The sequence below is a fragment of the Pseudomonas sp. B28(2017) genome (genome assembly GCF_002113025.1).
Classification (GTDB): Bacteria; Pseudomonadota; Gammaproteobacteria; order Pseudomonadales; family Pseudomonadaceae; genus Aquipseudomonas.
In genome coordinates this window covers 36,118-48,698 of sequence record NZ_NEJH01000001.1, presented here as the reverse complement: position 1 = coordinate 48,698, position 12,581 = coordinate 36,118, and the positions used below count along the sequence as shown (strand labels likewise).

At 61.6% G+C, this 12,581-nt stretch carries 10 protein-coding genes; 5 read left to right on the top strand and 5 right to left on the bottom strand.

The window, feature by feature from the left end:
* Positions 1 to 25: 25 nt before the first annotated feature.
* Together CAF65_RS00220 and CAF65_RS00215 are read right to left on the bottom strand one after the other, a co-directional pair.
* A complete protein-coding gene (locus CAF65_RS00220) occupies positions 26 to 385 on the bottom strand; it encodes a PilZ domain-containing protein (RefSeq protein ID WP_085714475.1) in 360 nt (119 codons plus the stop codon).
* Between the two features lie 232 nt (positions 386 to 617).
* A complete protein-coding gene (locus CAF65_RS00215; RefSeq protein WP_085714474.1) occupies positions 618 to 1,001 on the bottom strand; it encodes a tol-pal system YbgF family protein in 384 nt (127 codons plus the stop codon).
* A 226-nt stretch (positions 1,002 to 1,227) separates the two neighbouring features.
* Between CAF65_RS00215 and pyk the strand changes: the two genes are divergently transcribed.
* Positions 1,228 to 2,679 carry a pyruvate kinase gene (pyk, locus tag CAF65_RS00210; RefSeq protein WP_056852693.1) on the top strand — a complete coding sequence of 484 codons (1,452 nt, stop codon included), beginning with the start codon at positions 1,228 to 1,230 and terminating at the stop codon, positions 2,677 to 2,679.
* A gap of 136 nt (positions 2,680 to 2,815) precedes the next feature.
* Here the strand turns inward: pyk and CAF65_RS00205 are convergent, their stop codons facing one another.
* Genes CAF65_RS00205 through CAF65_RS00195 form a run of 3 tightly spaced genes read right to left on the bottom strand, consistent with a single transcriptional unit; the run spans position 2,816 to position 5,629 of the window.
* On the bottom strand, positions 2,816 to 3,565 hold the full coding sequence (locus CAF65_RS00205; RefSeq protein WP_085714473.1) for an enoyl-CoA hydratase-related protein: 750 nt from the start codon (positions 3,563 to 3,565) through the stop codon (positions 2,816 to 2,818).
* Positions 3,566 to 3,594: 29 nt separating this feature from the next.
* Positions 3,595 to 4,530, bottom strand: coding sequence for an iron-sulfur-binding ferredoxin reductase (locus CAF65_RS00200; protein ID WP_085714472.1), 936 nt, complete (start codon positions 4,528 to 4,530; stop codon positions 3,595 to 3,597).
* Positions 4,523 to 5,629, bottom strand: a complete 1,107-nt coding sequence (locus CAF65_RS00195; protein WP_085714471.1) for a diguanylate cyclase — start codon at positions 5,627 to 5,629, stop codon at positions 4,523 to 4,525. The genes CAF65_RS00200 and CAF65_RS00195 overlap by 8 nt, the downstream gene beginning before the upstream one ends.
* A gap of 314 nt (positions 5,630 to 5,943) precedes the next feature.
* Here CAF65_RS00195 and CAF65_RS00190 point away from each other — a divergent pair, with 314 nt between their 5' ends.
* From CAF65_RS00190 to CAF65_RS00175, 4 genes are all read left to right on the top strand, one after another.
* On the top strand, positions 5,944 to 7,467 hold the full coding sequence (locus tag CAF65_RS00190; protein ID WP_085714470.1) for a fumarate hydratase: 1,524 nt from the start codon (positions 5,944 to 5,946) through the stop codon (positions 7,465 to 7,467).
* 244 nt (positions 7,468 to 7,711) lie between these two features.
* Positions 7,712 to 9,478 (top strand): ATP-binding protein, encoded by a 1,767-nt coding sequence (locus CAF65_RS00185; protein ID WP_085714469.1) that lies wholly within the window; start codon positions 7,712 to 7,714, stop codon positions 9,476 to 9,478.
* Positions 9,472 to 10,797 carry a sigma-54 dependent transcriptional regulator gene (locus CAF65_RS00180; protein WP_085714468.1) on the top strand — a complete coding sequence of 442 codons (1,326 nt, stop codon included), beginning with the start codon at positions 9,472 to 9,474 and terminating at the stop codon, positions 10,795 to 10,797. The genes CAF65_RS00185 and CAF65_RS00180 overlap by 7 nt, the downstream gene beginning before the upstream one ends.
* A gap of 270 nt (positions 10,798 to 11,067) precedes the next feature.
* A complete protein-coding gene (locus CAF65_RS00175) occupies positions 11,068 to 12,387 on the top strand; it encodes an MFS transporter (protein WP_085714467.1) in 1,320 nt (439 codons plus the stop codon).
* The last annotated feature ends 194 nt before the right edge of the window (positions 12,388 to 12,581 follow it).

Genomic DNA, 12,581 nt, shown 5'->3' with positions numbered 1-12,581 from the left:
ATTCACCATCGGTTTCCCGGTGAGATCAAGCCGAAGCCGGCAAGGGCAGAAAACTGAAGTACTGCCTCAGCGCCTCCACCAGTTGCCCATACTCCGGCGGTGCCCGTTGCAGGCTGAACCCGGCGTCGTAATGTTGGGGGGTCACGTCTTCGTGGCACCACAGGCAACAGGCTTGCAGATCGATGATCCGCTGGCCACCTTCGTTGGCGGGAATTTTCAGGCGCAGGTTGAAGTCCACACCGATCATCATCGGCAACTGGCTGATGAGCATCAGCCCGTCTTCAGAGACGTTGCCCAGAAATCCGATGGGTTTGTCGTTGATGCCGTTGAACACTTTCAGGAAGCACGGCAGTTGATGCCGCTCGATTCGGCGGTCGGTGTACATGTGCAATATCGCTATGCAAGGCTCTTAAGCAGAGCCGCACTACTGCTTCGGAACGGGTACCCATAAGTCTTTGCCCGCTCTCCCCGCTTCCGGTGCGCCAGTCCTTGAAGCGCAGAGTCTTGCTTGTGCCGGTCACAGGTGTTGCCCCGGTTCAGAGGCAAGGCTCCGGAACCGGTTTCTTCGACTATAGCTCACCACCGTCGGTGAGCCAGCGATCAGAGGGTTACCGCCATCAGAACTGCGTCGGTTTAACGGCCGCTGCACTGCGCATCGGGTAGTGGCCCAGGCTCTGCAAGGTTTCCAGGCGGGCGTGGGCGCGGTAGGCGTATTCGCTTTGCGGATACGCGGCAATAATGAACTGGTAGGTCTGGGCCGCGTCGATAAACATCTTCTGCCGTTCCAGGCACTGGCCACGCATCATCGATACTTCCGGCCACACGTAAGGCCGCGCGCGGCTGTCGCGTTCGACCTTGGACAGTTCGAGCATCACTTGCTCGCAATTGCCCCGGTCATAGGCACTGTAGGCATTGTTCAAATGATGGTTCATCGACCAACGGGTGCAGCCCGTGGCGCTGAGAGCGCTGAGGGCAAGGGCGGCAATGGGCACGAATCGCATGGGGGATCTCCTGTCTTGAACCCTGTATCGACCCATGGTCGGAAATCTTCAGGCGGTAGAATCGAGAAGTTGCCTGGTTCAATAAAGAAGGCATTAACCAAGTTCTTCAAAAAAACCAAGCTCTTCAAAAAAACCAAGCTCTTCAAAAAAAGTAGTGCAGACGAACAATGACTACACCATCGGAGCATAGTAGCCTCACTCAGCGCTTGAACTCAGGAGTCTTTGCATGTCCGTCCGTCGTACCAAAATCGTCGCCACCCTTGGCCCGGCCAGTAACTCGCCGGAAGTTCTCGAACAGCTGATCCTGGCTGGCCTGGACGTCGCCCGCCTGAACTTCTCCCACGGCACCCCCGACGAGCACAAGGCTCGCGCGAAGCTGGTGCGTGACCTCGCGGCCAAGCACGGTCGCTTCGTCGCCCTGCTGGGTGACCTGCAAGGTCCGAAAATCCGTATCGCCAAATTTGCCAACAAGAAGATCGAGCTGAAGATCGGTGATCAATTCACCTTTTCCACCAGCCATCCTCTGACCGAAGGCAATCAGCAAGTGGTCGGTATCGACTACCCGGACCTGGTCAAGGACTGCGGCGTGGGCGACGAGCTGCTGCTCGACGACGGTCGCGTGGTGATGCGTGTCGACACCGCTACCGCCACCGAACTGAACTGCACTGTGACCATTGGCGGCCCGCTGTCGGACCACAAAGGTATCAACCGTCGCGGTGGCGGCCTGACCGCTCCGGCCCTGACTGAAAAAGACAAGGCTGACATCAAGCTCGCCGCGGAAATGCAAGTCGACTACCTCGCGGTATCCTTCCCGCGTGACGCCGCCGACATGGAATATGCCCGTCAACTGCGCGACGAAGCCGGCGGCACTGCCTGGCTGGTGGCAAAGATCGAGCGCGCCGAAGCCGTGGCCGATGATGAAACCCTCGACGGCCTGATCAAGGCGTCCGACGCGGTGATGGTTGCCCGTGGTGACCTGGGTGTGGAAATCGGCGACGCCGAGCTGGTGGGCATCCAGAAGAAGATCATTCTGCACGCACGCCGCCACAACAAGGCGGTGATCGTGGCGACCCAGATGATGGAGTCGATGATCCAGAACCCGATGCCGACCCGCGCCGAAGTGTCCGACGTGGCCAACGCCGTGCTCGACTACACCGACGCCGTGATGCTCTCGGCCGAATCCGCTGCCGGCTTGTACCCGCTGGAAGCCGTACAGGCGATGGCACGCATCTGTGTCGGCGCTGAAAAGCACCCGACCAGCAAGACCTCCAGCCACCGCATCGGCAAGGAATTCACGCGCTGCGACGAGAGCATTGCCCTGGCGACCATGTACACCGCCAACCACTTCCCGGGCGTGAAAGCGATCATCGCCCTGACCGAAAGTGGCTACACCCCGCTGATCATGTCGCGTATCCGCTCCTCGGTACCGATCTACGCGTTCACCCCACACCGCGAAGCCCAGGCTCGCGCGGCAATGTTCCGCGGCGTGTACACCATCCCGTTCGATCCGGCTTCGCTGGCACCGAACGAAGTCAGCCAGAAGGCGATCGACGAGCTGGTCAAGCGCGGCGTCGTGGAGAAAGGCGACTGGGTCATCCTGACCAAGGGCGACAGCTACCACACCACCGGTGGCACCAACGGCATGAAGATCCTGCACGTTGGCGATCCGATGGTCTGAGTGACCGCTTGCTGAAAGACGAAAGCCTCGCCATGTGAATGGCGGGGCTTTTTGCTTACTGATCCTGAAGGTGTATTGGCTGGACAACCGCTATCGCGAGCAGGCTCGCGAAGAGGCCAGCCTTGTCACCAAAAAATCATTGCCGCTTGATGAACCCCGACAACGCCGCCATCGCTTCCGGCGAGCGCAGCCGCTGGGTAAACAACGCCCCCTCCTCTTCGATCACCTTGCGCAACAACTCGCGATCCGGCGCCTTCATCAATTGCTTGCTGATGCGCACCGCTTCCAGCGGCAGCGATTCGAAGCGCAGCGCCATCTCCCGCGCCTTGGCCAAGGCCTCTTCGCCACTGCCCAGCGCCTCGGACGCAATGCCCCACGCCGCAGCCTGTTCGCCAGTGAAACCCTCACCGAGCAGCAACAGTTCCGCCGCTTTGGCATGCCCAAGCAAACGCGGCAGGAGCAGGCTGGAGCCGAATTCCGGACACAACCCGAGATTGACGAATGGCATGCGCAAGCGTGCATCACGGCTGACGTAGACCAGATCGCAATGCAGCAACATCGTCGTGCCAATGCCCACCGCCGCTCCAGCCACGGCAGCGATCACCGGTTTGCGGCATTCAAGCAGGCTGAGCATGAACTGGAATACCGGGCTGTCGAGGCCGCTCGGCGGTTGCTGGATGAAATCGGCGATGTCGTTGCCAGCGGTGAAGCATTCGGCGGAGCCGGTGATCAGCACGGCGTTGATCTCGGGGTCGCTGTCGGCCTGTTTCAACGCTTCGGCCAGGTGGCTGTACATGGCGCGGGTCAGGGCGTTTTTCTTGTCCGGGCGATGCAGGCGCAGGGTCAACAGGCCGCGTTCGCGTTCAACTTGGATGGCATCGGTCATGGCAGGTCTCGCGTCTGAAAAGTCAGCGCTCAACCACGGGGCAGGAACACATCGGCCAGCAGTTGATTGCGCGGCAATCCCGCCAGGTACAGGCGCCGGGCGAAGGCATCGACACTGTCGGGGGCTCCGCAGAGTAAGGCCAGGGTTTGCCGCGAAACAAGCCGCAGTTGCGCCAAAGCCGCTGGCAACTCGGCCGGGGTCCACAGTTCGACACTCAAGTTCGGACGGCTGGCGGCCATGGCTTGCAGAGGTTTGGCCAAGTAGTGCTCATCGGCATCATGGGCCAGGTGAATGACGCGGATGGCGCCCTGATGATCATGGCGCAGCGCTTCGCGCAATACGCCAAACAACGGCCCCAATCCGGTACCGGCCGCCATCAGCCACAACGGCCGGACGTGCCAGTCAGGGTCGTAATGCAAGGCCCCGCCGCGCAGTTCCCCCAGACGGATCGGATCGCCGATGCGCAATTGCCTGGCGGCATCGCTGAATTCCCCGGGCTTGCGGCAATCGAGATGAAACTCCAGAAAACGGTCTTCCTGCGGCAGGCTGGCGAGAGAATACGGGCGCGCCACGCAGCCCGCCCACAACACCAGGTGCTGGCCGGCGCCATAGCGCAATGGACGCTGCGCGATCACCCGCAAACGCAGCACCGTGGCGCTCAGCCAATCGACCGCCGCGACCTCGGCCGGATGGCCATCGAGCTGCGGGTCGAAGGCATGCACCTGCAAGTCCTCGACCACCTGGCACTGGCACGCCAGCCGCCAGCCCTGCTCACGTTGCTGTGCACTCAGGGCATCCGGCCGGCTGTCACTCGGCAGGCCCTGTACACACTGCACCAGGCATGCATGGCAACTGCCGGCGCGGCAACTGTAAGGCACCGGCACGCCGTTCTGATTCAGCGCATCGAGCAGATTGCTGCCCGCCGCCACCGACCAGTGGCGCTCGCCGACCCGCAGTTCAGGCATCGACGTTCTCCCACGCTGCCGCGCATCGGTTGCGGCCATCACGTTTGGCGCGATAGAGCGCCTGATCGGCCTGTTGCAGGGCATCATCGAGGTCGTCGCCCGGTTCCAGCAGGGTCATGCCGGCGGACAGGCTCAGGTTGCGCACATTCAGCCCGATCATCTCGACATCGGTGAATGCGATGCGCAGCCGTTCGCAGCACGAAGTCAGACTGTCGGCATCACAATCGGGCAGCAGCAGCACGAACTCTTCGCCGCCATAGCGAGCCAGAACGTCACCGTCGCGCAGGCACGCGGTGGCAACGCCGGCAAAGGCTTGCAGCACCTGATCGCCGGCGGCATGGCCGTGCAGGTCGTTGATGCGCTTGAAATGGTCAAGGTCGATCAACGCCAGGCCATGCACGACACCCGCGTCCATGGCTTTCAACTCGCGGGAAGCCAGGCGCAGGAAATGCCGGCGATTGAACAGACCGGTGAGCTCGTCGGTGGCCACCAGGTCTTCGAGCTGACGCATCATCCCGCGCAACGTGTCCTGGTGCGCCTGCAACGCAAAACGCCGCTGACGCATACGCTGTCGCGAGGCCTGGACATGGCGGGCATACAGCACCAGCCACACCAGTACGATGAACAGCACACAAACCTGCAACACCGCCATGGCCGGGTCAGGCAGCTGGAAGTGGTAGCCCTCCCACAACGTGATCGCACTGAAACTGAAAAACACCAGTAACGCACATCGTACAAAAGACCGGCGTGACAGATGGAACAGGCCGAACAGCAGGATCAGCACGTAAAACACCAGAAACGCGCCCCGGGCTTCGTCCAGATGGGCGATCAGCCAGGTTTGCCAGCCCAGCCCCAGCAACACTTGCGCCTCGGTCAGGCTGGGGTCGGCGAAGCGCAGGTTGTAGCCGCGGTAGAACACCACGAACAGGATGGCCTGGCTGGCCACTACCAGTACGCTGCCAATGACGACACTGGTAAGCGGCGCGTCGTAGTGACCGGTAAAAAACGCCAGCCAAAGCAACAGCAATGCCAGGGCATAGGTGCCGGCCGCCAGGGCGAAACGTTTGAGCAACAGGCGCTGGATGGCGTTATGGGTCAATCGTTGATTCACCAAATGAAAGGAGACTGACAGAGCGTCCTACTCTACAGACCATATGTCACTTTAGTGGCGTGACCGATAAATGACCATTCAATTTTCGGCATGGGCAAGGTCGTCTCGGTTGCAGGAGCTTATGCGACCAACGATTGACTGTCGGCGCGTGTGCCGGTCCGCGAGGCGCGGTATACTGCCGCGCCTTTTTAGCGTCGCGCCAGCATGCCCGGCGTGCCTTGAAAGGTGCTTGCAACCGACCGATGCACCCAAGCTGCAAGCACCTTAATTGAATGTTCCCGTCTTTTAGAGGAGCGCGACTCATGACCGTGATCAAGCAAGACGACCTGATTCAGAGCGTTGCCGACGCCCTGCAGTTCATTTCCTACTACCACCCCGTGGATTTCATCCAGGCGATGCACGAGGCCTACCTGCGCGAAGAGTCGCCAGCGGCCCGCGACTCGATGGCACAGATCCTGATCAACTCGCGCATGTGCGCCACCGGCCACCGCCCGATCTGCCAGGACACCGGTATCGTGACCGTGTTTGTCCGCGTGGGCATGGACGTGCGCTGGGATGGCGCCACCATGGGCCTGGACGACATGATCAACGAAGGCGTGCGTCGCGCCTACAATCTGCCGGAAAACGTCCTGCGTGCTTCGATCCTCGCCGACCCGGCGGGCGCTCGCAAGAACACCAAGGACAACACCCCGGCCGTTATCCACTACTCCATCGTTCCGGGTAACACCGTGGAAGTGGACGTGGCGGCCAAGGGCGGCGGTTCCGAGAACAAGTCGAAGATGGCCATGCTCAACCCGTCCGACTCTATCGTCGACTGGGTCCTGAAGACCGTTCCGACCATGGGTGCCGGCTGGTGCCCACCGGGCATGCTCGGCATCGGCATCGGCGGCACCGCCGAGAAAGCCGCGGTGATGGCCAAGGAAGTGTTGATGGAGTCCATCGACATTCACGAGCTCAAGGCCCGTGGTCCGCAGAACCGCATTGAAGAAATGCGCCTGGAGCTGTTCGAGAAGGTCAACCAGTTGGGCATCGGCGCCCAGGGCCTCGGAGGCCTGACCACCGTGCTCGACGTGAAGATCATGGACTACCCGACCCACGCCGCCTCCCTGCCGGTGTGCATGATCCCGAACTGCGCCGCCACCCGTCACGCGCACTTCGTGCTCGACGGTTCCGGCCCGGCCTCGCTGGAAGCGCCACCGCTGGACGCCTACCCGGAAATCGTCTGGGAAGCCGGTCCGTCGGCCCGTCGCGTCAACCTCGACACCCTGACCCCGGAAGAAGTGCAGAGCTGGAAGCCGGGTGAAACCGTCCTGCTCAACGGCAAGATGCTCACCGGCCGCGATGCCGCGCACAAGCGCATGGTCGAGATGCTGAACAAGGGCGAAACCCTGCCGGTTGACCTCAAGGGTCGCTTCATCTACTACGTCGGCCCGGTCGATCCGGTCGGTGACGAAGTGGTTGGCCCGGCAGGTCCTACCACCGCGACGCGGATGGACAAGTTCACCCGTCAGATCCTCGAGCAGACTGGCCTGCTGGGCATGATCGGCAAATCCGAGCGCGGCCCGACCGCGATCGAAGCGATCAAGGACAGCAAGGCCGTGTACCTGATGGCCGTCGGCGGCGCCGCTTACCTGGTTGCCCAGGCGATCAAGAAGTCCAAGGTTCTGGCGTTCGCCGAACTGGGCATGGAAGCGATCTACGAGTTCGAGGTCAAGGACATGCCGGTCACCGTTGCGGTCGACAGCAAGGGCGAGTCCGTACACATCACCGGTCCTGCCATCTGGCAGAAAAAGATCAGTGAAAGCCTGGCGGTGGAAGTGCAGTAAGCGCTTGGACTGCTCCGGAAAAGGCGACAGGGATAACCCTGTCGCCTTTTTATTGCCCGCTCATCCCTCCTGTAGGAGCGAGCCTGCTCGCGAAGAACGCATGGACGACACGGGCTGTCTGGTGCCCCGCGTTATCGTTGACTTCCATCGTCGGAACGCCGCCCGGAGACAGGCTCGCTCCTACAAGGGCCAAGTCGCTCATGTTATCGTGCGACCCCCTCCGTATTCCTTGTGTAAGCCCTGCATGTTTGAGTCATCTCGATCCCTGCGCCTGACGCTCTACACCCTGTTGATCATCGCCGGCGCCGCCATCGCCGCGACCCTGGCCATGCGCCACGCCGTGCGCCAGTCAATGGTCGAAGACGCCGCCCGTGCCAATCAGCAATTGGCCCTATACGCCACTTCCCTGCATACCTTGATCGAACGTTATCGTGCCCTGCCCGCTGTACTGGCGCTGGATCCGGAGCTGCGCTCGGCACTCAGGGGTACGGTGAGCCCCGAGCAGCAGGATGCGTTGAACCGCAAACTGGAAAAGATCAACGGCGCTGCCCAATCCTCGACCCTGGAATTGCTCGACCGCAACGGCCTGGCCATCGCGGCCAGCAACTGGCGCCTGCCGAGCAGCTATGTCGGTCACAACTACGCGTTCCGCCCCTACTTCAACCAGACCCGAACCCAGGGCACCGGGCGTTTTTATGCGGTGGGTGTGACCAGCGGGATTCCCGGTTACTTCCTCTCCAGCGCGGTCAGCGATGACGATGGCCAGTTCCTCGGCGCCATGGTGGTGAAACTGGAGTTTCCTGAACTGGAGCGCGAGTGGCGTCAGGGCAGCGACACACTGTTGGTCAGCGATGCGCGCGGGATCATTTTCATCGCCAACCAGCCGGGCTGGCGCTACCGACTGCTCAAGCCGCTGAGCGACAGCGATCATGCCGAACTCAAGACCACCCGTCAGTACGACAAGCAACCGCTGATGCCGCTTGAGTTTCAATCGTTGCGGCGTTTCGACGACAACAGTGACCTGGCTCGGGTCGATGGTCCGGACGGCAAGGCGGATTACCTGTGGGAATCCCTGCCGCTGAGTGCCGAGGGCTGGACCCTGCACCTGCTGCGTCGCCCGCAAGTCGCCTTCGAAGACAGCCGCAACGCGGCGCTCGCCGCGGCCGGGCTATGGCTGACCCTGGTGTTCCTGCTGCTGTTTCTCAACCAGCGCTGGCGCCTGGCAAAACTGCGCCAGCGCAGTCGCGAAGAACTCGAACAGCTTGTACAAGAGCGTACCCGTGACCTGCGCACCGCCCAGGAGGGTCTGGTGCAGTCGGCCAAACTCGCGGCACTGGGGCAGATGTCCGCCGCCCTGGCCCATGAGATCAACCAACCGCTCACCGCCCAGCGCATGCAGCTGGCGACCTTGCGCCTGCTGCTCGACAACGGCCGCGTCGACGACGCCTACAAGGCGCTCAAACCGGTGGATGAGATGCTCACCCGTATGGCGGCCCTCACCGGCCACCTGAAAACCTTTGCTCGCAAGAGCCCCAGCGGTTTGCGTGAACGCCTGGACCTGGCGGCGGTGGTGGACCAGTCGCTGCAACTGCTCGACACAAGGTTGCGCGACGAACAGGTCAGCACAGTGTTGCACCTGACCCGTCCGGCCTGGGTGCGCGGCGATGCGATTCGTCTGGAACAGGTGCTGATCAATCTGCTGCGCAACGCCCTCGATGCGATGCATGACAAACCCTGCAAACGCCTGGAAATCCGCCTCGAAGCCGACGAGCAATTGTGGCGCCTGAGCGTGATCGACAACGGTGGCGGTATCGCCGAAGAGAACCTGCCCAAGGTCTTCGATCCGTTCTTCACCACCAAACCGGTGGGCGATGGCCTGGGTATCGGTCTGGCCGTATCGTTTGCCATCGTTCACGAATCCGGCGGGCGCCTGAGTGCCGACAATCATGACAAAGGTGCCGTGTTTACCGTGACCTTGCCCATCGACCTGGAGGTGCAGGAGCCATGCTGAACTCAGTGATGGTGGTCGACGACGAAAGCAGCATCCGCAGTGCCGTCGAGCAATGGTTGAGCCTGTCGGGTTTCGAGGTGCAGTTGTTCAGCCGCGCCGATGAATGCCTGGCGCAATTGCCCAGGCACTTTGCCGGGGTGATTCTCAGCGATGTGCGCATGCCCGGCATGACCGGCCTGGAACTGCTGGCCGAGGTGCAACGCCGGGATGCCGATTTGCCGGTGATCCTGTTGACCGGCCACGGCGATGTGCCGATGGCCGTCGAGGCCATGCGCGACGGTGCCTACGATTTCCTCGAAAAACCCTTCAGCCCGGAAACCCTGCTCGGCAGCCTGCGCCGCGCCCTCGACAAGCGCCGGCTGGTGCTGGAAAACCGTGCGCTGCACGAGCAGGCGGACAACCGCGCCAAACTGGATGCCACGCTGCTCGGCGTGTCCCGGGGTTTGCAGACCCTGCGTCGGCAGGTGCTGGACCTGGCAGCACTGCCAGTCAATGTGCTGATTCGCGGTGAAACCGGCAGCGGCAAGGAACTGGTTGCGCGTTGCCTGCACGAGTTCGGGCCGCGGGCCGACAAGCCCTTTGTCGCACTCAACTGTGCGGCCATCCCCGAGCAATTGTTCGAGGCCGAGCTGTTCGGTCACGAGAGTGGCGCGTTCACCGGGGCGTCCGGCAAGCGCATTGGCAAACTGGAGTACGCCGACGGCGGCACACTGTTTCTCGATGAAATCGAAAGCATGCCGCTGGCCCAGCAGGTGAAACTGTTGCGGGTGCTACAGGAGCAAAAGCTTGAGCGACTGGGATCTAACCAGAGTATCCGCGTGGATTTGCGCATCATCGCCGCGACCAAACCGGACCTGCTCGACGAAGCGCGGGCCGGACGTTTTCGCGAGGACCTGGCCTATCGTTTGAACGTCGCCGAGTTGCGCTTACTGCCGCTGCGCGACCGGCGCGAGGACATCCCCTTGCTCTACGAATCGTTTGCCCGCAACGCTGCCGAACGCCTGGGGCGGACCTTGCCACCCTTGAGCGGTCCACAGCTGAGCCATTTATTGAGCCACGACTGGCCAGGCAATGTGCGCGAACTGGCGAACGTCGCCGAGCGTCAGGTATTGGGGCTCGGCGAGCCGGAACCCTTGGGCATCGAGCCTGGCCAGTCACTGGCAGCGCAGCAGGAAGCGTTCGAAGCGCAATGCCTGCGCGCGGCGCTGACCCGGCACAAGGGCGATGTGAAAGCGGTGCTCGAAGAACTGCAACTGCCGCGCCGGACCTTCAATGAAAAGATGCAGCGGCATGGGTTGAGCAGGGAGATGTTTTTGTAGCGTCTGTCTCGCTCCCACAATGGTTCGGAGTGAACCGATCAACTGTGGGAGCGAGCCTGCTCGCGATGTGGCCAGAACAGACACCAAAAAAACCAAACAGAATGAGCAACTTTCCGCTCACCCCTCCTTTCAGATAAGCGGATTTCCGCTCATCAATTCCCCCCAACCCCTCTAAACCAGCCTTCTCCCCCTTGGCACAGCTCCTGCTATAGCCCCATCAGGCCGCGTTCGCACGCGCTCCACAAAAACAACTAAACGAAGGATCCTTCAATGGATAACTCCAATACCCTGCCCCTTGGGTCGGCCGCCGCGCCGGTCAAAGAACGGACCACTGCCAGTCGCATCAAATCGATCTTCAGCGGTTCCGTCGGCAACATGGTCGAGTGGTATGACTGGTACGTCTATGCCGCCTTCTCGCTGTACTTTGCCAAGACCTTTTTCCCTGCCGGTTCTTCAACCGCACAGCTGATGAACACCGCTGCGATTTTCGCCGTGGGCTTTTTGATGCGCCCGATCGGTGGCTGGCTGATGGGCCTGTACGCTGACCGTGCCGGTCGCAAACGTGCACTGATGGCCTCGGTGTACCTGATGTGCTTCGGCTCCCTGCTGATCGCCCTGAGCCCGGGTTACGAAACCATCGGTATCGGTGCGCCGATCCTGCTGGTGTTCGCGCGCCTGCTGCAAGGCCTGTCGGTGGGTGGCGAATACGGCACCTCCGCCACTTATCTCAGTGAGATGGCGACCAAGGACCGTCGCGGCTTCTACTCCAGTTTCCAGTACGTGACCCTGATTTCCGGTCAGCTCATCGCCCTGGCCGTGCTGATCATCCTTCAGCAGATCCTCACCACCGAAGAGCTGTACGCCTGGGGCTGGCGCATCCCGTTCGCCATCGGCGCGCTGTGTGCCGTGGTTGCGTTGTACCTGCGTCGCGGCATGGAAGAGACCGAGTCGTTCACCAAGAAGGAAAAAGCCAAGGAAAGCGCGATGCGCACCTTGCTGCGTCACCCCAAGGAACTGATGACCGTGGTCGGCCTGACCATGGGCGGTACCCTGGCGTTCTACACCTACACCACGTACATGCAGAAATACCTGGTGAACACCGTCGGCATGAGCATTTCCGACTCCACCACCATTTCCGCCGCCACGCTGTTCCTGTTCATGTGCCTGCAACCGGTCATCGGCGGGCTGTCGGATAAAATCGGTCGCCGGCCGATCCTGATTGCCTTCGGCATCCTGGGAACCCTGTTCACCGTGCCGATCCTCACCACCCTGCACACCATTACGACCTGGTGGGGTGCGTTCTTCCTGATCATGGCGGCGCTGATCATCGTCAGCGGCTACACCTCGATCAACGCCGTGGTGAAAGCCGAGCTGTTCCCGACCGAAATTCGCGCTCTGGGCGTGGGCCTGCCGTACGCACTGACCGTATCGATCTTCGGCGGCACCGCCGAATACATCGCGCTGTGGTTCAAGAGCATCGGCATGGAAACCGGTTACTACTGGTATGTCACCGCGTGTATTGCCGTGTCGTTGCTGGTGTACGCCACCATGAAAGACACCCGCAAGCATTCGCGGATCGTGACGGACTGACAGTTACATTGAGGGTGGCTGTTATGGCCCTATCGCGAGCAGGCTCGCTCCCACATTGGATCTGCGTACACCAGACCTTTGTGGGAGCGAGCCTGCTCGCGAAGGCCGCGACTCGGTCTCAAGAGAATTCGGCAGTCCTAATCAGTGGTTAATGCCCAGGACTCATCCTGCACCCGCCTGATCAATTCAACGCG

Coding starts and splice junctions, on each gene's coding strand:
- CAF65_RS00220 (WP_085714475.1), bottom strand. CDS start 385: ATGTACACCGACCGCCGAATCGAGCGGCATCAACTGCCGTGCTTCCTG.
- CAF65_RS00215 (WP_085714474.1), bottom strand. CDS start 1,001: ATGCGATTCGTGCCCATTGCCGCCCTTGCCCTCAGCGCTCTCAGCGCC.
- pyk (WP_056852693.1), top strand. CDS start 1,228: ATGTCCGTCCGTCGTACCAAAATCGTCGCCACCCTTGGCCCGGCCAGT.
- CAF65_RS00205 (WP_085714473.1), bottom strand. CDS start 3,565: ATGACCGATGCCATCCAAGTTGAACGCGAACGCGGCCTGTTGACCCTG.
- CAF65_RS00200 (WP_085714472.1), bottom strand. CDS start 4,530: ATGCCTGAACTGCGGGTCGGCGAGCGCCACTGGTCGGTGGCGGCGGGC.
- CAF65_RS00190 (WP_085714470.1), top strand. CDS start 5,944: ATGACCGTGATCAAGCAAGACGACCTGATTCAGAGCGTTGCCGACGCC.
- CAF65_RS00185 (WP_085714469.1), top strand. CDS start 7,712: ATGTTTGAGTCATCTCGATCCCTGCGCCTGACGCTCTACACCCTGTTG.
- CAF65_RS00180 (WP_085714468.1), top strand. CDS start 9,472: ATGCTGAACTCAGTGATGGTGGTCGACGACGAAAGCAGCATCCGCAGT.
- CAF65_RS00175 (WP_085714467.1), top strand. CDS start 11,068: ATGGATAACTCCAATACCCTGCCCCTTGGGTCGGCCGCCGCGCCGGTC.